Genomic DNA, 22,943 nt, shown 5'->3' on the forward strand with positions numbered 1-22,943 from the left:
TCAAACCCAAAATAGGATTCAACTCCAATTAAACATTATAACTTATCGTAAAGGAGGTATTGGCTGTACAGCTTATAAAGCGGCGGTGCATTGGCATCACAGTAATAAGCAGAAGAAAGATTATTTTTAAAACTTGGAACAGCATTAAAAACAGCAGGATGATATACTGGAACTAAGAAAACATAATCAAATTGAAAAGAAAAAGACTTTACAATTTTATCATCTGCTTTTCCCTTTAAAACAATTTTCCTGTCTTTACAGCAGCTATCCTTTTTAACTGCTTTTTTCGAACAGCAGTCTTTATCATTTTGCAAGGACGATACCTTAGGCAGACTCAAATAAACAGAAGCAATCTTACTGCCGCAATAATGCACATTAAAAGCTAATCCAACATTGGAACCCAATATTAAAAATGCTAAAAGTACACTTATATGTTTCTTAATTCTCACGAGGCAAAATTAGCAATATTATTTTGGTAAAAAAAATCAAACTCTCGTTAAACTTTTTTTAAAAACACAGATTGGCTATAATTCAAAGACCTGCCCCATCAATGGAACCATACATTCAAAATCATATTTTTCTTGTATTTTCACTCTAAGTTCATCGGCAGGTTCATTTTCTCCGTGTACCAAAAAGATTTTTTTGGGTTTTTCTTCTAAATCTGAAAGCCAATTAATCAAATCTTTTTGATCTCCATGAGCCGATAACCCTTCTATTCCCACAATTTTGGCCTTTACTTCAAAATATCTTCCGCGTATTTTTATATCCGTTGCTCCTTCTAACATCTTTCTTCCCCGAGTTCCTTCGCCTTGGTAACCAATAATAATTACTGTCGTTTCGGGCAATTGAATGTAATGCTCCAAATAACTCAAAACCCTACCGCCAGTAACCATACCACTCGCTGCAATTACTACTTTTGGCTGTTTATTATAAATCGTATCAACTGTTTCTTGATAATCTGAAATTATGGTAAACATTTTACACATCTCAGTAAATTCTTTTTCATTTAACCGATGCCATTTTCTATGATTCACAAAAAGTTCCAACATGCTAATTCCCATTGGAGTATCAATAATATAAGGAATATCAGGAATCCTGTCTTCTTCTTTCAATTGCCAGAGCAAATACATTACGCTTTGGGCACGTTCTACTGCAAAACTCGGAATTATGATAGTCCCTCCATTATGTACGGCAGTATTAATATACATTTCCAACTCCTCTTTGGGATTAATATCTGGATGAAGCCGGTTACCGTAGGTGCATTCAAGAAAAATATAATCTGCCTTTTTGGGCTTTGTTGGCGGAAACATCAATACATCATTGTCCCGACCAATATCTCCCGAAAAAACGACCACTTTTTTTTCTAGCTGAAGTTCAATTGTACACGCTCCTAGAATGTGTCCTGCGGTAGTAAAAACAGCCTCAATTTCGGCATCCAAAGCAATACTCACGTTGGGCTGAATTATTCTAAAATGAGGAAAAACTTTTTCGGCTTGAACCACTGTGTATAATGGTTCGGCTATTTCATGCTTAGAAAACTTTCCTTCATTTGCCATCTTAGCATCTTCTTCTTGAATTTTGGCACTATCCAAAAGAATCAATTTAGCAACTGCGGCAGTGGGGCTGGTACAATATATTTTACCAGTAAATCCTTGATTTACCAATCGAGGCAACCAGCCGCAATGATCTAAATGTCCGTGGGTTAACAAAACAAAATCTATAGTAGAGGGTAAAATAGGCAACGGTTCCCAATTAAGCTCCCGCAAAGATTTTAATCCTTGAAATTGTCCGCAGTCTATCAAAATTCTAACACCATTACTCTCTACCAACGTTTTGGATCCTGTTACCGTGCCTACACCGCCAATACATGTGATTTTCATTTTAATACCATTTTAAATTAATTTCGATTCTTGAAATTACATAAGCCTACACAACTCTAAAGCTTCTTTCATTACATTTTTAATACGATTTGGACTCAAACCTATTCTTTCCAAATCGTTGCTATTATTGACAATCTCGCGAACTAAAATAATATCCAAGATCAATAATTTTTCTTTTTCCGAAAGAGTTAATGTCGTTAAACAAGTTATGGGATACAACTGACGATTGCTGATTTTAGTTTTTAAATTATCGGTTTTCGGATAGTCCCAGCTCAGCAAATTGAGACCTGAACATTTGGCAAAATCAACAGCATCTGAGGTAAAACGGTTATTGGTAACAATCCAACATTTAGAAATAGTATCACTTCTGGAAAATATCTCATGCTTTGCCTCTTTTAAATCATTAAAACGAGACAAAATATACATAGGCACTTTCACATCGGTAGCAACATCCTTTCCTACATGAAATTTACACTCGACCATGGCAATACCATTATTATTCTTAACCAAAACATCTATTTCATGCGAAACACATTTGCCCCGCAAAATCAAATTAACTTTAGTTTCATAATGTTCCGAAGTAAAGAGTCTGGCAATGAATTTTTCGAAAAAAAAACCTGAAGGACCCAATAATCGAATAGCTTCTCTTAAATTATATCGAGCTGCATTCGAATTGGAAGTTTTTTTAAGAAGTCTAAAAGCCGTTTTAAAAATATGCTTTGTAGAAATTCCATCATGAATATCTTTTTCAATAAGCTGCAAAATATCGTCAACTACTGCAGATGCCGCTCCAGATTTTAGCAGAGACTGTTTTAATTTTGCACGATTAAAATCAACAATAGCACCAGAATGTTTTACAATTTTCATTTCTAAATAATTCTTTTCATAAGTCTTTTAAAGATAAGAAAAAAAGAATTATTTTTTCAGTTTCTGAAAATAAAATGCTGGAATAAAAACAATTACAAACAAAGGCTGAATCAAAAAGCGCCTCACGTAAAAAAGGATTAAATTTTGATCACTTTTAAAAAAGTAAATAATAGAAAAGAAAGCAACTATTAGAATCACAAAAAGCAAAACATACAAAACAGCAGCAAATGAAATCATTTCTCTATCCTTAAATAGCAAATAAAGTATCCCTAACGAAAAAACAGTATTTATAGAAAACCGAAACAATAATCCTAAAAACAGCAATCCTGAATTAAACTCAGGCAAAGGCAATTTCAAATAATCTCCATTAAAATAGACCAAAAAGGGGTCATAAAATAATTCACTTTCAAAAGCTCTTACAAGCATCAGCAAAGACACTAATACAAGTGTAAAAAAAATACTGGTTTTATTTTGAAGCACTTTATTTAGCATATTTCGAAAATTTATTAACCCAAATTACCCATAAAATAAAGACCGTTCCATAAATTATCGCTGGAAATAAAACACCATGAAGTAAATGCTTTATTTCAGGAAAATAATACATCAAAACTATCAAGAGGGCAATACGCAATACATTTAGAATATAAATCAATACTGTTCCGCCCAAAATAAAAAGCAAAGTATTCTTTAAACTTCCTGAGAAAGCAGCAATAAAAGAAATAAATAAAATAATAACACTTATTCCATTACAGCCTTCCACTATACGAACAATATATTCATTTTGAAAATACATCCTAACAAAAGGTTCGTTAACAACACTTTCAGCTTGAATACGCATAAAAAACCATGAAATCACTTTTTCAGAATTTTGAGCAACTACTTGTGTTATTGTATCTACCGTATTATCTCCGAAACCATTCAAAAAAAACTGATAGAGGAACGTTAGCAAAATATAGCAACCAAAAAAACTAGCTAAAAAAACTAAAAAAGGTTTATATTCAATGAAGTACTTTTTCAAAATTATTTTTTTGCCAAATTTATGCAATTAAAGAATTAGCTTTAAATACTTTTGCATAAAAAATAACAAAAGATGACTTTTCAAGAATTACAGCCGAAAGTAACTGAAATAACAGCAAACACAACACTTAGCAGAGACGAAAAGCTTTTGTCCATCTGTCAGCTCTTGAGTGATTCCATTTCTTACTACAACTGGGTAGGCTTTTATTTTGCCAATCACGAGACCAAAACACTGCATCTTGGTCCTTATGTAGGTGCCGAAACCGATCATACCGTTATTCCATTCGGAAAAGGAATCTGCGGACAAGTAGCTGTTTCCAACAATAATTTTGTCGTTCCGGATGTAAGTGCACAAGATAACTATATTGCCTGCAGTTTTACAGTAAAATCCGAAATTGTAGTGCCGCTTTTTGTAAATGGAGAAAATATTGGTCAAATTGACATTGACAGCCACGTTATCGATCCTTTTACAGAAGAAGATGAACGTTTCTTGGAATTTGTAAACGAAGAGATTGCAAAGCTGTTTTAAGAATATAAAATTTTAAAGAGTCAAAGATTTAAAAAAAAACATTTATAAGACCTCAAAATCATTTAATCATTAAATTTTTGAATATTTCAATATTTTGCATTACTTTTGCACCCGTCTTACAATAGCTGTACGACATACATAAAAATCATTAAATAATATTCGAATGTATTTAACTAAAGAGATTAAAGAAGAAATCTTCGCTAAACACGGAGGAAAAGCAGAAAACACTGGATCTGCAGAAGGTCAAATCGCGTTATTCACTTACAGAATCAGCCACCTTACTGAACACTTGAAAAAAAATCGTCATGATTTCAACACTGAGCGTTCATTAGTACTGTTAGTAGGTAAAAGAAGAGCTTTGTTGGATTACTTGAAGAAAACAGAGATCAACAGATATCGTGAGATTATCAAAGTATTGGGTATTAGAAAATAATCAATATACAAAAGAGGTGCGAAAGTGCCTCTTTTTTTTATTTCTTTTTAGATTTAAAAAAATATTTTAAATCTAAAAATTGCTGTCAATTATCTTTCAAAATTGACGTTTCATTAAAAAAAGTTTGGTTTTTCATTGGGTTTTAGGCATTAACTACGCAACAACTACAACTAACAACACAACTAAAACCCATTGTATAACCAATTAAGGAAAAATTTATGATTCCACAATTATTTGTAGAAAAAATCGATTTAGGTGATGGCAGAAGCATCACAATCGAGACAGGACGTCTAGCCAAACAAGCTGATGGTTCTGTAGTAGTAAGAATTGGTAAAACTGTTATTTTAGGAACAGTAGTATCGTCAAGAAAAGCAAGTCCAGGTATTGATTTTCTACCATTAACGGTAGATTATCGTGAAAAATTTGCAGCAGCAGGCCGTTTCCCAGGAGGTTTCTTCAAAAGAGAAGCACGACCTAGCGACAGCGAAGTATTAACAATGAGATTAGTTGACCGTGTTTTGCGTCCGCTTTTTCCAAGTGATTATCATGCAGAAGTTCAGGTTATGATTCAGTTAATGTCTCATGATGAAGAAGTTATGCCGGATGCATTAGCAGGATTAGCAGCTTCGGCAGCTCTTGCATTGTCTGATATTCCTTTTGAAACTTTAATTTCAGAAGCAAGAGTAGGAAGAATTGACGGTAAATTCATTATCAATCCATCTCGTGCACAATTAGAATTGTCTGATATCGACATGATGATTGGAGCTTCAACTGATTCTATCGCAATGGTAGAAGGAGAAATGAAAGAAATCTCAGAAGCTGAAATGTTAGAAGCAATTAAATTTGCTCACGAACATATTAAAGTACAAATTGCTGCACAGGAAAGATTGGCAGATGCTTTTGGAAAAAAAGAAGTTCGTACTTATGAAACTGAAAAGACTGACGATGCTATTTACGCTAAAGTAAAAGCAGCAGCTTATGATAAAATTTACGCTATTGCAAGTAAAGGTTCAGCTAAACACGAACGTTCTGCTGCATTTGATGCTGTAAAAGAAGAAGTAAAAGCATTATTTACTGAAGAAGAATTGGCAGAAAACGGAGATTTAGTTTCTAAATATTTCTACAAAACCAATAAAGAAGCAGTTCGTAATGTAACTTTAGATTTAGGAACCCGTCTTGACGGAAGAAAAACTACTGAAATCAGACCAATCTGGTGCGAAGTAGATTATTTACCATCTGTTCACGGTTCTGCATTGTTTACACGTGGAGAAACTCAAGCTTTGGCAACAGCAACTTTAGGAACTTCCAGAGAAGCAAACCAAATTGATTCACCATCTGAACAAGGAGAAGAAAAATTCTATTTACACTATAATTTCCCACCATTTTCTACAGGAGAGGCTCGTCCGTTAAGAGGAACTTCAAGAAGAGAAGTTGGTCACGGAAACTTAGCACAAAGAGCATTAAAAAACATGATTCCTGCTGAAAACCCATATACTATAAGAGTTGTTTCTGAAGTATTGGAATCAAATGGTTCGTCTTCTATGGCTACCGTTTGTGCTGGAACATTGGCTTTAATGGATGCCGGTATTCAAATGATTCGTCCAGTTTCTGGAATTGCAATGGGATTGATTACTGATGGTGATCGTTTTGCGGTTTTATCTGATATCTTGGGTGATGAAGATCATTTAGGAGATATGGATTTCAAGGTAACAGGAACTTCAGAAGGTATTACAGCTTGTCAAATGGACATCAAAATTGATGGATTGAAATATGAAATCATGGAGCAGGCTTTAGCTCAAGCTCGTGATGGACGTTTGCATATTTTAGGAAAATTACTTGAAACTCTTGCAAAACCAAACGCAGATGTTAAAGCACATTCCCCAAAAATCATTACTAGAACTATTCCTGGAAACTTTATTGGAGCATTAATCGGACCTGGTGGAAAAGTGATTCAAGAATTGCAAAAAGCTACAGGAACTACAATCGTTATCAACGAAGTGGATGAGCAAGGCGTAATCGAGATATTAGGTACAGATCCTGCAGGAATTGAAGCTGTATTAGCTAAAATCCAATCTATTACTTTCAAACCTCAAATGGGCGAAGCTTATGAAGTGAAAGTAATCAAAATGCTTGATTTTGGTGCCGTTGTAGAATACACATCTGCTCCAGGAAATGAAGTATTGCTTCACGTATCTGAACTAGCTTGGGAACGCACAGAAAACGTTGCTGATGTAGTTAATATGGGTGATGTTTTCCAAGTGAAATACTTAGGAGTTGATCCAAAAACAAGAAAAGAGAAAGTGTCCAGAAAAGCACTTTTACAAAGACCTCCGCGTGAGGAGAAAAAAGAGTAATCCAATCTTAGTTTACTAAAGGTTTATTTTATAGGAAACCCCGTTTTACAATTGTGAAACGGGGTTTTTCGGTTTTTAAACCTCAAATTATAAATTAATGTCTGCTGAAAAACTCTTTTGTCTGTTTAGAGAAGGAGTTTTTTATTTTCTCTAGATTGTGACAAGTCTTAAAACTTACAGACAACATTTGAAGTCAAAAGCAATTAAAATACTGCTCTTAACTAATAAATAATACATCTCCTTGAGTCATTAAAAGCATTTACTACATTTTTAACAGAATAAATCAACAGTATCTTAAAAAATAATAAATTATTTACACAATATTCAAAGAAAAAAAATATCTTTAAGCCAAAATTTATTAAACAATTAACCTAAAACAAAAAAACTATGTGCAATTCTACAAAAGAACTATCCTTTACACCTTACCCAACCATCCAAACTACCAAAATCAACACTGAAGTATTCACTTTCCTACAGCCAGACCAAGTTGAATATCCTGTTGCACCATTAGTATCTGCAAAATTCTACACTCCTGAAGGCGGACCATTAACACTAAAAGTAAGAGCTACATTATACATGAACTCCGAGATTCCTGATGCGCCTTTTGTAGAACCACCTACTGAAAAGGATGGCGTTTTGACCATCAATTACGATTATGATTTCTCTATGGATACCCCAGAAACGTGTGATGTATGGTACGTTGAACTAGATTACACTTCAGAAACTGTTGGAAATATAAAAACAGTTATGTCCTATATGGTAAACTTAGATCCTGAGACTTCTAGAGGGACTGAGACAGGTGTAAATGGCTAGTAAAATAATTTTCATTAGAAACATCGTTTAATCAACACTCTTTATGATAAAATTAAACGATGTTTCCTAATAAGAACAATGAGAATTTCACAAAAATGCAAACACTTAAACTACTAATATCGCTATTATTTTTTTATAATTCTTTATTTCTTTTTTCTCAAATAAAAAGTACTGACAACATGGGCGAGGTATTTAATAAAAAAACAAAAGAATTTAATACAGAAGTAAACTTTAAAAAGGCGCAATATTTTTTTATAAAAAAAAATTGGGACTCTACTTTAGTATATTCTATGAAACAATTGAGTTTAAGTAAAAACAAAGAATTAGCTGATTATTGTCACTATTTTAGAGGGTATAGTTTTCGAGAATTAAAACTATTAAAAGAAGCAAAGTACGAATTAAATTTAATTTCAAAAAAGTTCATATTATATCAATTAGTAAACTATAAATTAGGCGCAATTTCTTTAGAACTGAAAGAATTCGAAAAAGCTATCCTTTTTTTTCAAAAAACAGAGTCCGTTTACATAAATGAAGATAAAGAATGTAAACTAAGTTCAATTTATGCAAATTTAGGGACTTGTTATTTACATTTAAATAAATTTAAAATAGCTGAATTTTATCTATTCAAAAGTATTAAAATACAAAAAACAGAAAGTGATACATTACCATTAATAAATTCTTATTTTAATATTGCAAATTTATATTATGTGCAATATAAAGACCAAAAAGCCATGCCTTATTTTGAAAAAGCGTATTCATTATCAAAAAAAATAAAAGATTTTGATAAAAAAAGACAAGCTTCCAAAAACATGTCCGTTGTCGAAGAAAACAGAGGTAACTTCAAACAAGCTTTAGTCTATAGAAAAGAATCAGAGCAATGGAAAGATTCACTCAACAACCAAAACAAAGTCTGGGCACTCGCAGACTACGAAAAAAAATATGCGGTAGCGCAAAAACAAAAACAAATCTTGGTACTCAAAGTTGAGAACAAACTAAAAGAGACGCAGCGTAAAACTATGTTTTTTTCAACACTAGGCTTATTATTGCTTTTATCAGGAGGTATCTATGCTTATGCTCAGAAAGTAAAAAATGCCAAAATCATTTTTACCCAAAAAGTAAAACTAGACCAGCTCAACGCTACCAAGGATCAATTGTTCTCCATTGTTAGCCATGATTTGCGTTCCTCGGTAAATGCACTAAAAACCAGCAACACCAAATTAACTACTTCACTGGAGACCAAAAACTACGATCAGCTCGACCAGCTCCTCCATCAAAACAGCGCGATTGCAAACGGTGCCTATAACTTACTGGACAACCTGCTGCATTGGGCCTTGCTGCAAACCAAGCAATTGTATTTTCATAAAGATTCTGTTCATTTATTTTCTATTGTACAACAAATAGAATACAACTACAAACCTTTATTGCTTGATAAATCCATCACTTTTGAGAACACCATTTCAAAAAATAGTTTTATCTTCGTAGATCTCGATTCGCTAAAAATTGTACTGCGTAACTTACTCGATAATGCCATAAAATTCTCCCCGGAGAACAGCAAAATCAGTTTTTATACTATAGAAACAAATACCAATTTTTGCCAGCTCGTGATTCAGGACTGCGGTTTAGGAATGACACAAAACACGATTAATGAGTTACTCCAAGACAGTGAATTATTAGCGAAGAAAAAAAACTCGGAAATTATTGGAACTGGACTCGGAATGCAATTGTGCAAGCAGATGATCAAGAAAAATAGCGGTTCATTAACCATAGAAAGTGAATTGAACAAAGGTACCAAGATGATACTTTCGTTCCCAAAAACTGAACAAAATGGATAGCATCAATGTACTTATTATTGAAGACACACCAGAGCAAAGCGATGCCCTGAGCTTAGTTTTACAAAACAACAATTATAATATTGTGGGCGTAGCCAGAAATTATACCGATGCCCTTACTTTATTTTATAAAAATACTGTTGATATCATTGTCATCGATGTTTTCTTGGACGGAAAACCAGATGGAATTACTTTTGCCGAAACGATAAACATTGTTCCGAATGCCTGTAAACCCTTTGTTTTTTTGACCAGCTCACAAGACCGTCAAATTTTTGAAAGAGCCAAACTCACCAAGCCCTTTAGCTTTTTAATGAAACCTTTTAATGAATTAGAAATTATATATGCCCTTGAAATGGCTGTTGAAAAATTCTACTCGCAAGCGAATGTTTTTTTGAGTGAAGACCAAGACACTGTAATCGGCAATGATTATATGTTCATCAAAAAGAAAAATACGCTTAAAAAAGTGTCGTTAAAGGACATTATTTACATCGAAGTCGAGGATCGCTACTGCAACATCATTACCGAAAAAGAAAAATTTGTTATCCTCATTTCATTAACCAAAATCAGCGAGCTGCTCGACAAAAACAAATTCATTCGAACACATAGAAACTACATCGTAAACTCCGATACTATAGAAGAAATAATCCTTGCAGACAATCTTGTCATTCTGAAAGGAAACCGCAAAATTAATCTTAGCGACAATTATAAAGATTTTATCAAAAAAATAAAAATACTGTCATAACAATTTGTTTTTCAGACCAAAATAACAAATCTTCTCTATAACAAAGAAGATTTTTTTATATCTATAAAGCAGCCAACAAGAAAAGTAAAACTGATGCATGCTTAAGAACATTTCATGACAACAAAATCCAACCTCATAACATCAGTACAAAAAAAAGGGACTTTTCGTTATATATTTACTCATATAAATAATACAACAAAATCATGAGCCTAGAACTTAATAACCACATAAATATGCAAGTAAAAAATTTTTTAAGCAAAATAAATCCTTGGATAGGACTTTTAGTATCATTATGCGTTTTGATACCTAGTTTGTATAATATTCTTGACACCCCTTTAGCAATTACAAAAGATCACTTTATCTTTGCTGGTGGCTTATTCTTTTTTGTTATATTTTTAAAAGAAATATTCGACAGAATTGTCAATTTAGAAGGTATGGATTAAATCCTATCATTTGTTTTAGAAGCAAAAATATTTGACATTTTTACGACACCATTTTTTACCAATCAATAAATGAATTAATTAGAATTCCCTGTTTCAGCATTTTGAGACAGGGAATTTATTTTATAAAAAACTTATTTTTTATGCAAATTATATTTTTAACATGAATAAATCCTTATATTTCAAAAATCAAAACCTAACCTATGGCCTTTTTTATTTTTGTTTTATTCATTTGCATCGTTGTTCTATTCAACAATTTTTTTAATCTGAAAAAAAGCAACGATTATCTAGAATCTTTACTCCAATCCTATCAGGAAGACAACGGCAGGCTTCGAAAAGAAATATCAGAAATCAAAAAAGCTATTGAAGGCAAAACAATTACTGTCGAAAATGGTCCATCAATAATTGAAGAAACAAAACCTCAAGAAATTGAATCTATTGAAGACAACATTATAGAAAGCATTAAAGAAAATACAAACTTTCCTCCTATTATTGAAACTATTGTCTCAAAAGAAGAAAACATTGATAGTAATGAAGCCATTTCAACGAACAAAATTGAAGAAGAAATATTCACTTATGAAAGCAAAACTTCCCCAAGATTAGAAAATAAAACTCCAATAGAAGAAAAGATATATGAAGAAAGTGCTTTTTCTAAATTTCTAAAAAATGCCGAAAAACAATTTGCCGACAATTGGACTGGAATTTTGGGAACCGCAATTATGGTACTTGGAATTGGTTATTTAAGCATTTATACTGCCTTAACAGTAGCACCATTATTCCGTATTTTAATTATCTGGCTGTATGCTTCTTTATTAGCAGGTTCTTTCTACATTTTAAAGAAAAAGGAAAAATGGGTTAAAACAGGATTGTGGCTTCGGAGTGCAGCCGCCAGTTTATTTTTATTTGGAACATTTGGCGCTTCACAAATACCTCCGCTTACCTTTATTACCAATACCGCTGCTGGATATTCCTTGATTGCTATAGGAATTGCAGTTAATTTATACATTGGCTACATCATAAAAAAACAGACATTCTTATCGCTCCACGTAATTTTGAGCATACTGATATTATGTGTTATCCCCGAAAAACTGTTAATTACATTTATCTTAGCCTCTATAACATGTACTATAGGAATTATACTTTCGTACAAAGAAAAGTGGGAATATCACTTACTGATCGTCATTACAGCCTTTATCATTTTCGACATTTGGTTTAATGCTCAAGGCACAAAATTGACCGCTTCAGAAAACATTATTGCTATCCTCGGAATCATTACAGTTGCTGGAAGCTGTATGTTCATGCAATACCGCGGCGTTTATGAAAACACCCATTTTGACAAGCCTGCTTTTATAACTCATTTAACCAACTGGGTCTTATTTGCAACTGGATTACTGCTGCATTCTATGGGAAGTAAATTCAAAACTTTTGTATTATTCTTTGGCGCAATAATCTGTTTGGTAATTGCATTGCGTGCCCGCAAAAAGAAAGTGTATTGGCTATATCATTTAGACGGAATGGTGTCTTTTATTCTTTTGGCTCTTAGCATTATTATGTTGAACGATTTGAAAGTTGGTATTGATATCATTGCTTGTATTTTATATGTTTTAATACTTGTCTGCCTATTTGTTGTGTATAAAGAAAAGGAGACTCTGCTTCACAAAATTTTTCTAACTATCAATCATTTATTTGGAGCGAGTTTAATCATTTTTTGCGTACTGCTTATTAACAACACTTTGGATGCAGCAAAAATCACAAACGCTTTTACGGCAATAATTCTACTGTCAATAATTGCGCTTTCAATTCCTATAATATCTTCGATAAAAAAAGAATTCACAGAAGTTGACACTTTTTATGGTGAAAAAAACTTGAGCCTGAACGGTATTCTTGCAATAGTATTTTCGGTATTTGTAATTTTAAAATCCAATGCTGTTTTAGCGGACAATTCATTCTATTATATTGTAATTGGGATTGCTGTAATTTGGACTTTCCTGAAGAAAAAATTTAAAATTGTAACCTTTGATATTGGACGATTTGTGTTTTATGCTTTGGCATTATTTATCGGTTTATTTATTATACACTCTCAAGAAAAATCATACTCAGATTGGATTTTTACATTGTGTTTCTTATCAATAGTTTCATTCAATTGGTTTGTGAAATATTTTTACAAAAATGAGTTCATCATTAGATTTATCGGAATTGTTAGTGTGAATGCACTTTTATTGATTTTGAGCTGCAAATATTTGCAAAGCCATCCAGTTGCCCAAATCTTTAGCTTGTTTGGAATTGCTGTACTCAACCACGAGTTCTTATGGTTAAATTTCAAAAAAAACAATTTAACACCAGACAATCAAAGAGTATTATACTTATTCTATTATTTGTTTACAATTGTTGGAAGTTTACTGCTTCTATACCGCTCAGGCAATTTAACAAACACTGAAAATGGATTAACCTGTCTGGGAATTTCCATTATCGAAATCTACGTTTTATTTGCAAAAAAAATCAGAAACAAGTCAGAAGAAACCATCAATGAATGGACTAATTACAATTTATTAAATTCAGAATTACTGCTCTTTACTATTACACTATTTGGGTTTTCCTGCATTCAAATGGAATATGTATCTATCTATTTTATCGGTTTTGCAATTCTGTTATTCCTTGCATTCCAAAAATTTGAAGAGTTCAAACGATATTCCAATTATTCTTTTCTTTTATTAACAGGAAGCATCATTCTGACTCTTTTCGTTGCTGTTGACAACATTGACTTAAAAGAAAAAACGATCATTTATTCTGTACAAACAGCAAGTGTTTTATTATCAATTGGGTATTCCTATTTACAATTCAAAAGCAAAAATGATGATGAAAAGCGTTTTATTACTATTTTGCCATACATTCAAAATTTATGGATTATCACATTACTGCTCATACAGGTAGAAATAAATTATTTACCGCTGCTGTTCATGATTTTATCATTAATTAACTTCTATTTGATTTACAGCAAAAAAATCCAAATCAAATTTCATTTTGTTTTATTAATTGCAATGCTGGCCATTTTGGTTTCAGCTTCCTACAGTATTAACAAACTGAATAATTTCAACCTGATAGACTGGATTTTACAGCTTTCAAGTATCGCTTTAGGATTAGCTCTTACACTGCTTTTAAACAAAAAGGAAGCCATTACCACAATGAAAACCAATTATCAGATTACACTAAATATTTGGCTTTCAATCATCATGTTTACTCAATTAGAGCATAAATGGCTGCCGGTTTATTGGGTCGTCGCCGCTATTTTGAATCTCTATTTTTATCACAAAAAAATAAGCCAGGAAAAAAACATCAGTATCGTTTATTATCTGCTGGCAAATTTACATTTAGGCTTTTTGAGCTTTAATTTTTATCAATCTAAATTTTTAGCCGTTTACCTATTGATATTTGTGCTTTTAGGAGTTTATATTTATTTAGCATCCAAATGGATGGAAACTTTCAAACTCAAAAACAGTCTGTTGATTTACCCAGCAACATTAAGCATTGGATGCTTTTTATATTTATCTTTTGACAAAGGAATCCTAACTTTTTTCTGGATTTTGGAAGCGCTTGGTTTATTAATTTTAGGAATTATGCTGAAAGAAAAATACTTTCGATACGTTTCCCTGTCACTAGTTGGAATTTGCGTTATCCGATTGATGTTCTTTGACTTATCAAATTCCAATTTCTTAATTCGGGCATTGGTTCTGCTTGGCGTTGGGATTGTATTATTGGTAATGAACAGCTTGTTTAAAAAATATAAAGACCGTTTTGATTAAAAAAATAAACTTTTTGTAACTTTTTACAAACTCCATACGTATAACCACTTGTACACTTAAAAAATTGAGGAGACAAAAACATGAGACAACTTAAAATCACCAAGCAGGTTACTAATCGTGAAACCGCTTCATTAGACAAATATTTACAAGAAATTGGAAAAGTTGACCTTATTACCGCTGACGAAGAAGTAGAATTAGCTCAAAGAATTAAAGCCGGGGATCAAAGAGCCCTAGAGAAATTAACAAAAGCCAATTTACGTTTCGTAGTTTCGGTAGCCAAACAATACCAAAACCAAGGATTAACACTTCCTGATTTAATTAATGAAGGAAATTTAGGATTGATAAAAGCAGCACAGCGTTTTGACGAAACTCGTGGTTTCAAGTTCATTTCTTATGCTGTATGGTGGATTCGCCAATCGATTCTTCAAGCTTTGGCAGAACAATCCCGTATCGTTCGTTTACCATTAAATAAAATTGGTTCTATCAATAAAATCAACAAGATGTATGCGTTATTAGAGCAGTCTAACGAGCGTCCGCCATCTGCTGAGGAAATTGCAAAAGAACTGGACATGACTGTAAATGACGTTAAAGAGTCCATGAAAAACTCTGGCCGTCACTTATCTATGGATGCGCCTCTTGTAGAAGGAGAAGATTCTAATCTATATGATGTATTGCGTTCTGGAGAATCTCCAAATCCTGACAGAGAATTAATCCACGAATCATTGCGTACCGAAATTGAGCGTTCACTAGAAACATTAACTCCAAGAGAGGCCGATGTAGTGCGTTTGTACTTTGGTCTTGGTGATCAACACCCAATGACATTAGAAGAAATAGGTGAAACTTTTGATCTAACCCGCGAGCGTGTTCGCCAAATTAAAGAAAAAGCAATCCGCAGATTAAAACACACTTCTAGAAGTAAAATTTTAAAAACGTATTTAGGTTAATATAAAATATCCCCAAATTAAAATTTTGAAAATACATTAATTTTTAAATATTTTAATACAACGTGAACAACAGTCTGATTAACTGTTCGTTTTTTGATTGATGATTGAAACTCCGGCTGATTACCGGAGTTTTATTTTTTATATTACCTTTGCAAAAAAACAAATATTAAAGATGCGCTGCAGTGCATCTCAACGTAAAAGTAAAGATGCACTGCAGTGTATCTCAACACCATGAAGAATACAATTATTGCTCCATCAGTTTTGGCTGCTGATTTCGCCAATTTACAGCGTGATATCGAAATGATCAACAATAGTCAGGCAGACTGGTTTCACATTGACATCATGGATGGCGTTTTTGTTCCAAACATTTCTTTTGGAATGCCCGTTCTTGAAGCCATTACAAGACATACAAAAAAAACAGTTGACGTACATTTGATGATTGTCAACCCAGACCAATACATTAAAACATTTAAAGATTTAGGTGCTGATATTTTAACTGTACATTACGAAGCCTGCACTCATTTACACAGAACACTTCAAGCTATCAAAGCGCAAGGAATGAAAGCAGGAGTTGCTCTTAACCCTCATACCAATATTGATTTACTGGAAGATGTAATCAATGATATTGACATGGTTTGTATAATGAGCGTGAATCCGGGCTTTGGAGGACAGTCTTTTATAGAGAACACTTATGTGAAAGTAAAAAAACTAAAAGATCTGATTACTAGAAAAAGAGCGTCAACACTTATAGAAATTGACGGTGGCGTTACCAATAAAAATGCCGTACAATTAGTAGAGGCTGGTGCCGATGTGCTTGTTGCAGGAAGTTTTGTCTTTAGAGCAGAAGACCCTATTCAGACCGTAGCAGATTTAAAGCATTTACTATCCGTTTAAAAAACCAAAAGTCCCAATAAGCCAAACAAGCTTCATTGGGACTTTCTTCTTTAGTAAACACTTAATTTTTAATTATACTGATTAATTAAATACTTTATCAAATCAGTTGTCGTTATTATCCCAACCAATACATGATCTTCACATACGGGTAAAGCATGAAATTCTTTTTTTGCTAATATCTCAGCCGCTTCTTTAATAGTGGTCTCTGGCGTAATAGTCACTAGCTTTTTGGCCATTACCTGCTCTACCGTAAACATATTGTAAACGGTGGTATCTACAATCTCTTCATCGTCATCAATTGCATCTGCAAAAGAGATTCGCAACAAATCTGTGTAACTCAGCATTCCAATTATAGTAGCTCCGTTTACTACAGGAATATGCCTGATTTTGTAATGCTTAAAAAGAGATTCAGCCTTCGTTAAATCATCCTTGATCGTTAGTTTAACCAAATCTTTGGTCATAATAGTTGATACTGGAACATGCTGTCTCATAACATTTTCTCTTTAAAATTATATTCAAATTTATAAATGAAAATTTGCAGAAAATATGATGATTATCAGGTGTTAATCAAAACTTTTTCGATAGATTACTATTCGATAATTCATAACTCTTAAGAATAAAATTAAAAACAGTTAACTGTAAACTGGAAAGAATAACTTAAAGAGCAAAAATCTTTCCCTTTAGCCCCGATTACAGTGAAAATCCTTGCGAGCCGGGGTTCGGCTCACAAGATTGTAACGGAAAGCGGGACGATACTTGCTGAAAATGCCTGATCTTTCTGCTTCAAAAATTAATAATTGAGTTCTGGTTAAAAAAGCATGAACTGATCATTTATTCAGATATCACAAAATATAATTGTAATTTATACACTTATGTTTTAAATTTGGAAACAAGTCTAATCTGAAACATACTATAATGCAAAAATATTTTATTACAAGCCGTCTGTTAGCAACTGTCTTTTTGATGGTAAGTTCAATAATTTATGCACAATTTGATATCACCAGATTACAGACAGACTATCAGGTAACACCGCTGGGTATGGATGTTCAAAAACCTGTTTTCAGCTGGCAGATGAAAGCAAATTCAAACTTGCGTGCATTGTCACAAAAGGCCTATCAAATAAAAGTCACAAACGAAACTGGTGCAATTGTTTGGGATTCGAAAAGAATTGAAAGTAATATTTCGGTAGGTATTGTATATAATGGTGAAGATCTAAAATCCACTACACGTTACAATTGGAAAGTATCAGTTTGGAATCAAGACGGCAAAGAATCTAGCGCTGCATCATGGTTTGAAACCGGACTTATGAATCCTGATCCGAAATTATCCGGATGGAATGGAGCAAACTGGATTGGCGGTACTGATAAGGATATGGTACTTTACTCTCACTATCTTACCGTTTTCCGACTTAGTTATACTATTCAGCTCGATCAAAAATCAAAATCAGATAAGGCTGGCTTTATTTTTGGAGCAAATGACGAACGTCTTATGGACAGAAACATGAACATTCTGGATGTTGAAAACAAAAAAGATTCTTCTTACGTAAAAGTAGAATTGAATATTACAGATATCAACAGCAAACAAAACGGTAGAGCAAAATTAAATATTTACCGTGTGGGTTATACTAAAAATGACAATCCCGCAATACTTTTTAAAACATTTGAAATACCGCTGAGCATTATCAATCAAAACAATAAATACAGTAAACATGAAATTTTTGCAACTTCAGTTTTTGGTGTATTAAATTTTTATGTAGATGGAAATGATAGTTCACACAACATAACTGCCGACAATTCGGGTCATACTGGTGTAAACATAAACCCATTGGGACGAGGTGCAGATTATATTGCATATCCAATCGTGGGTGATATTGGCTTTGCTTTAAATAAAGGACAAAAAGCCTATTTCTCGAACGTTAAGATTATGAATTTCAGAGCGCCCTCAAATACTCTGTTCAGCGAAGATCTTTCGGCTGTTTCCTATAACGGAATTTTTTCATCAGTAAATAAAAAAACATTCTCTGCTGCAAATGGGCAATACACCATAGATGCTACATCAGAAGAAGCTCTTATCATTGCAAACCCAACTCAAAATGCATCACCAATATTGCGAACAGAATTTAAAACAGAAGGCAAAACAATTAAAAAAGCCCGACTGTACGCCACAGCCCGAGGTATATATGAACTATACTTAAACGGAGATCGAATTGGCAACGAATATTTTAGCCCGGGATTAACACAATACAATAAAACACAGCTTTACCAGACTTATGATGTAACACCAATGGTTTTAGAAAATGGAGCCAATGCCTTTGGAGCCATTTTAAGTGAAGGATGGTGGAGTGGCAACATCACTTATACGGGTGAAAACTGGAACTTTTTTGGCGACCGCCAATCTCTTTTGGCCAAACTGGTTATTACCTATACTGATGGAAGCGAACAAATTGTAACCACAAATCCAGAGACATGGAAATACTGCAACGATGGTCCTATACGATATGGCAGTTTTTTTCAGGGTGAGATTTATGATGCCAGCAAAGAATCAACAATTACAGATTGGTCAAAGGCTAACTTTAATGATTCTAAGTGGACAAAAACACAAGTCATAGAATTAAAAGACAAAAACAACAATAAGGCTACTGTCAATTCAAATCTTGATTTTTCGGCAATGGAATTGAGAGGAATACCCGGAGTTACTGCCACTATTACAAAAACATTAAAACCTGTCAGCGCAGAAGAAGTGCGTCCAGGAGTATTTGTATATGATATGGGGCAAAATATGGTAGGATTCCCTAAAATTGAATTAGAGAATACTGCTAAAGGCGATACTATAATGATACGCTATGCCGAAGTAAAATATCCTGACATTGCCGAATACGGCACTAATAAAGGGATGATTATGCTTGAAAACTTTAGAGCTGCAATGGTTCGTGATATTTATTACTGCAAAGGCACTAATGACATAATACAGCCACGGTTTACTTTCCATGGTTTTCGTTTTATAGAAATTACTGGCATAAAAAAGGCGCTACCGTTAGATAAAATTACCGGAATGGTGTTAAGTTCCATTGATTCAATTACTGCTGATTATCAAACATCAAATCCATTGGTTAATAAACTTTGGAAAAACATAGAATGGTCTACCCGCTCTAATTTTTTATACATTCCCACAGATACTCCTGCACGCAATGAACGCATGGGATGGAGTGGCGATATAAGTGTATTTTCTAAAACCGCAACTTACCTTGCCAATGCCGGCCCATTTTTAAGACGACACATGCTTGCCATGAGGGATCTACAGGAAAAAGACGGAAGATTTACCGACACTGCACCAGTTACAGATGCTTTTGGCGGTATCCTCTGGGGAAGTGCCGGAATTATTGTAGCATGGGAGTCATACCTGCAATATGGTGATGTCTCACTGCTTGCAGAACATTATGATGCCATGAAGCGCTATATTCATTTTCTTAAAAAACATCTCAACCCAATAACTGGTGTACAATCTGAATCTCTCCTTGGCGACTGGCTGAGTCCTGAGGGCTATAAAAATGACGATACAATTTTGTGGGATGCTTACTATGCCTACGACCTTGAAATTATGCAAAAAACCGCAGCTCTTCTTGGAAAAACTGATGATGCAATGCATTTTGAGCAGGAATACACAGCCCGTAAAGATCATTTTAATAAAACCCACATAGATGCCATAACAGGTAAAACAGTACATTCTGGGCATCGATTTCCTTGGGGGTACAGGGTATCTGAAGATCAGCTTCCAAAAAAAGGAAGTTTTAGTGATACACAAGCCTCATACGCTATTCCGCTGTCTTTTAATTTATTTGACAAAAACACCCAAGATAAAGCTGCAAATAATCTTGTAGCAACGCTGGAGCGTAAAAACAAAGACGAGTTAGGAATAATGCGTCCTGAATATTCTCTAATGACAGGTTTTATTGGAACAGCTGCAATTAGTGATGCGCTTTCAAAAAACGGCAGGGATAAAGAAGCGTACCAATTATTACAGCAAACCTCCTACCCTTCTTGGCTATACTCAGTAGAAAATGGCGCAACCACTATTTGGGAAAGGCTGAATTCATATACAAAAGAAAATGGTTTTGGCGGTAATAACAACATGAACTCCTTTAACCATTATTCCTTTGGTTCGGTTGGTGCATGGATGATAAACAATTCTATAGGTATTGCCCGTGATGAGCCAGGTTTTAAAAAATTCATACTGCAGCCTACACCAGACCCTACCGGTAAAATAACTTTTGCAAAAGGTCATTATGATTCTATGTATGGGAAAATTACAAGTGAATGGGAAATCATTGAAGGACAGACAATTTATACGATGGAGATTCCAGCAAATACAACTGCCTCTCTATTTATAAAAGCATCCAGCATAAACAAAGTGACCGAAAGCGGTAAAAAAATCAAACAGGTAAAAGGCATAACATTCATCGGTCAAAAGGGAGACAAATTGGCGTTCACATTACAGTCTGGCACCTATAAAATTACAGTAGAAAAATAATAGCCAAAAAAAATCAGCTATATAGCAGCTAACAGTTCCATTACTGTTTTTTCTTTTTCAGATATTGTTTTTAAAATATCTGATGCCTGCTCTATGTATTTAAAGTCTTTCGTTTGACTTACTTTTTCAAATAGTTCGGAAACTGCAACCCATAGTGATGCAATTGCTGCAAACGCTTCATATCCTGTTTTTAGTTTCTCCAGTTTCAAAACTTCATAGCTTTCCAACAAAAAATCTCTATACAAATTTCTAAATAATGCACCGCCTGTTCCTGCTTTTTCCATAAGCATTGCACACGTTTTGAATTCATTTTCAATGTCTTTACTTGTCTTAAACCACTTAACTATTTCAGTACTTGATTTTAAAATTCCTTTATAGCCAATATTGGTAATTGGCGGATTTATGTATTCCGCAGCGTTGTTTCTAATTGCAGTTACAATGGCCGTTTTTATGTCCGTCATTTTGTTTGGCTTACGCAAAGTGTAATACAGATTCTTAGATGACATTGGTCCTTTTTCAGCTCTTGCCAATGCTAAACTCTCCAGACTTGTTTTGACTAATCCTCCCTGCTGTCTTGTGTCTGCCAAAAAAACATTTTCATCATCATAGCCATAAAGCGCAACATAATGTCCTCAAAATGAAATGGTTTTGAGAAATACTGCAAATGAAAACAATCCAGTTTTAAGCCGACTGCCTGTCCGTTATCGATAAGTTCTTTAACATCTTTCCAAGCCTTTTGCACCGATGCCGTTTCTTTTACAGTTAATTCAAGATTTAAATTTCTTGCAATATTTTTAGTTAATTCATCTGGTTTTACCCGCCCTCCAATAAAAGGGAAATCCATTGATTTCATATTCCAAAAAATAAAACCCAGCCCCTCGCCCAAACCAAAAAGCATTGGCTCTGAAAGTTCAATGCCAAGCTGGCGCAGCAATGTTCCTGTTGCTGTTGTTTCGCAATGCTGTCCGTCAAATGGTTTTAAATTCTCTAATTTCATTTGTTATTCTACTATTGTTTTAGCTGACCGCAAATATTCTGTACCCACAAATATTTTTGAAGCAAGTTAACATTTATCTTTGGCGTAAGTATTATTGCAAATGTTAATTAGTATAAATACTCGAATATTGGTTATAATGCCAATGCTTATACTAATTTGACTTTAATTATTATAAACTATTAATTAGTACATTTATATTCCAATTACCATCCTTTTTAACCCTCATTGAAGACAGAAAAACATTATCTTATAAAATGACAGAACTCCTTAAACAAAATTTAGCGGCACATATTTCACTTTCAGCTATTGAAATGGAGGAATTCTGCAGTTTGTTTCAACAAAAATCAATCCCAAAAAAAAGTTTTTTGCTGCGTGAAGGCGAAGTTTGCAGGTTTGAAGGTTTTGTCACCAAAGGGCTTTTTCGGGTTTATCATATTGATAAAAACGGTTTTGAACAAGTACTCTATTTTGCAATTGAAAATTGGTGGATTACCGATATTGACAGTTTTACTACCGAAACGCCATCACAGCTTTTTATAGAAGCCATTGAAGATAGTGAAGTACTTTTAATTTCTAAAAAAGATAAGGAATATGCTTATGCCAATTTGCCTAAAATTGAAAAGCTGTTTCGGGTAATGACTCAAAAAACTCATGTTGCACTTCAGCGCAGAATGATTGATAATCTGAGTAAAACTGCAGAATCCCGTTATATCGAATTTGCAGAAAAATATCCTCAGCTTATTCAGCGTCTTTCCAACATTCAGGTGGCTGCCTATTTGGGTATTACGAATGTTTTTTTGAGTAATATTCGAAAGAAAATTGCTGTCAAAAAATAAGAATTCCCTTTTAATTTTTTAAACTAGTTTAATGTTTTGAG

Annotated in this window: 20 protein-coding genes; 12 read left to right on the top strand and 8 right to left on the bottom strand. The window is 33.6% G+C overall.

Annotated elements, in window-relative coordinates; genetic code table 11:
• Positions 1–35: 35 nt before the first annotated feature.
• From CLU83_RS12720 to xrtF, 5 genes are all read right to left on the bottom strand, one after another.
• The gene (locus CLU83_RS12720; protein ID WP_232727097.1) at positions 36–404 is read right to left on the bottom strand and encodes a hypothetical protein; all 369 of its coding nucleotides are present in this window, start codon (positions 402–404) and stop codon (positions 36–38) included.
• A gap of 120 nt (positions 405–524) precedes the next feature.
• Positions 525–1,880 carry an MBL fold metallo-hydrolase RNA specificity domain-containing protein gene (locus tag CLU83_RS12725; protein WP_100431960.1) on the bottom strand — a complete coding sequence of 452 codons (1,356 nt, stop codon included), beginning with the start codon at positions 1,878–1,880 and terminating at the stop codon, positions 525–527.
• A 36-nt stretch (positions 1,881–1,916) separates the two neighbouring features.
• Positions 1,917–2,747: a restriction endonuclease gene (locus CLU83_RS12730; RefSeq protein WP_100431961.1), complete on the bottom strand. Its 831-nt coding sequence runs from the start codon at positions 2,745–2,747 to the stop codon at positions 1,917–1,919.
• A gap of 48 nt (positions 2,748–2,795) precedes the next feature.
• On the bottom strand, positions 2,796–3,239 hold the full coding sequence (locus tag CLU83_RS12735) for an exosortase F system-associated protein (protein WP_100431962.1): 444 nt from the start codon (positions 3,237–3,239) through the stop codon (positions 2,796–2,798).
• The gene (gene xrtF, locus CLU83_RS12740) at positions 3,229–3,696 is read right to left on the bottom strand and encodes an exosortase family protein XrtF (RefSeq protein ID WP_369828768.1); all 468 of its coding nucleotides are present in this window, start codon (positions 3,694–3,696) and stop codon (positions 3,229–3,231) included. The genes CLU83_RS12735 and xrtF overlap by 11 nt, the downstream gene beginning before the upstream one ends.
• A gap of 141 nt (positions 3,697–3,837) precedes the next feature.
• Between xrtF and CLU83_RS12745 the strand changes: the two genes are divergently transcribed.
• The 10 genes from CLU83_RS12745 (at position 3,838) to rpe (ending at position 16,542) form a co-directional block, all read left to right on the top strand.
• Positions 3,838–4,293 (top strand): GAF domain-containing protein, encoded by a 456-nt coding sequence (locus CLU83_RS12745; protein ID WP_100431963.1) that lies wholly within the window; start codon positions 3,838–3,840, stop codon positions 4,291–4,293.
• A gap of 163 nt (positions 4,294–4,456) precedes the next feature.
• Positions 4,457–4,726: a 30S ribosomal protein S15 gene (rpsO, locus tag CLU83_RS12750; RefSeq protein ID WP_077374687.1), complete on the top strand. Its 270-nt coding sequence runs from the start codon at positions 4,457–4,459 to the stop codon at positions 4,724–4,726.
• Positions 4,727–4,944: 218 nt separating this feature from the next.
• Complete coding sequence (locus tag CLU83_RS12755; protein ID WP_100431964.1) at positions 4,945–7,080, top strand: polyribonucleotide nucleotidyltransferase; 2,136 nt, start codon at positions 4,945–4,947, stop codon at positions 7,078–7,080.
• Between the two features lie 387 nt (positions 7,081–7,467).
• Entirely contained in the window at positions 7,468–7,893 is a 426-nt protein-coding gene (locus CLU83_RS12760; protein ID WP_100431965.1) for a hypothetical protein, read from the top strand.
• A 179-nt stretch (positions 7,894–8,072) separates the two neighbouring features.
• On the top strand, positions 8,073–9,725 hold the full coding sequence (locus tag CLU83_RS12765; RefSeq protein ID WP_232727098.1) for an ATP-binding protein: 1,653 nt from the start codon (positions 8,073–8,075) through the stop codon (positions 9,723–9,725).
• Positions 9,718–10,464: a LytTR family DNA-binding domain-containing protein gene (locus CLU83_RS12770; RefSeq protein ID WP_100431966.1), complete on the top strand. Its 747-nt coding sequence runs from the start codon at positions 9,718–9,720 to the stop codon at positions 10,462–10,464. The genes CLU83_RS12765 and CLU83_RS12770 overlap by 8 nt, the downstream gene beginning before the upstream one ends.
• A gap of 203 nt (positions 10,465–10,667) precedes the next feature.
• A complete protein-coding gene (locus CLU83_RS12775) occupies positions 10,668–10,907 on the top strand; it encodes a hypothetical protein (protein WP_100431967.1) in 240 nt (79 codons plus the stop codon).
• A 200-nt stretch (positions 10,908–11,107) separates the two neighbouring features.
• Positions 11,108–14,704 carry a DUF2339 domain-containing protein gene (locus CLU83_RS12780; RefSeq protein ID WP_100431968.1) on the top strand — a complete coding sequence of 1,199 codons (3,597 nt, stop codon included), beginning with the start codon at positions 11,108–11,110 and terminating at the stop codon, positions 14,702–14,704.
• An 80-nt stretch (positions 14,705–14,784) separates the two neighbouring features.
• Entirely contained in the window at positions 14,785–15,648 is an 864-nt protein-coding gene (locus CLU83_RS12785; protein ID WP_007804760.1) for an RNA polymerase sigma factor RpoD/SigA, read from the top strand.
• A gap of 231 nt (positions 15,649–15,879) precedes the next feature.
• The gene (gene rpe / locus CLU83_RS12790) at positions 15,880–16,542 is read left to right on the top strand and encodes a ribulose-phosphate 3-epimerase (protein WP_100431969.1); all 663 of its coding nucleotides are present in this window, start codon (positions 15,880–15,882) and stop codon (positions 16,540–16,542) included.
• A gap of 68 nt (positions 16,543–16,610) precedes the next feature.
• Here rpe and CLU83_RS12795 read toward each other — a convergent pair whose 3' ends face one another.
• Complete coding sequence (locus CLU83_RS12795; protein ID WP_100431970.1) at positions 16,611–17,033, bottom strand: CBS domain-containing protein; 423 nt, start codon at positions 17,031–17,033, stop codon at positions 16,611–16,613.
• Positions 17,034–17,457: 424 nt separating this feature from the next.
• Here CLU83_RS12795 and CLU83_RS12800 point away from each other — a divergent pair, with 424 nt between their 5' ends.
• Entirely contained in the window at positions 17,458–21,069 is a 3,612-nt protein-coding gene (locus CLU83_RS12800) for an alpha-L-rhamnosidase (protein WP_100431971.1), read from the top strand.
• A 17-nt stretch (positions 21,070–21,086) separates the two neighbouring features.
• Here CLU83_RS12800 and CLU83_RS22510 read toward each other — a convergent pair whose 3' ends face one another.
• Positions 21,087–21,656, bottom strand: coding sequence for a DUF4872 domain-containing protein (locus CLU83_RS22510; RefSeq protein ID WP_232727100.1), 570 nt, complete (start codon positions 21,654–21,656; stop codon positions 21,087–21,089).
• A complete protein-coding gene (locus CLU83_RS22515) occupies positions 21,626–22,066 on the bottom strand; it encodes a BtrH N-terminal domain-containing protein (RefSeq protein WP_232727102.1) in 441 nt (146 codons plus the stop codon). Before CLU83_RS22515 ends, CLU83_RS22510 begins: the two co-directional genes overlap by 31 nt.
• Before the next feature lie 254 nt (positions 22,067–22,320).
• Between CLU83_RS22515 and CLU83_RS12810 the strand changes: the two genes are divergently transcribed.
• Positions 22,321–22,902, top strand: a complete 582-nt coding sequence (locus CLU83_RS12810) for a Crp/Fnr family transcriptional regulator (protein WP_100431972.1) — start codon at positions 22,321–22,323, stop codon at positions 22,900–22,902.
• Positions 22,903–22,943: the final 41 nt, after the last annotated feature.

Source organism: Flavobacterium sp. 1 (genome assembly GCF_002797935.1).
Lineage (GTDB): Bacteria > Bacteroidota > Bacteroidia > Flavobacteriales > Flavobacteriaceae > Flavobacterium.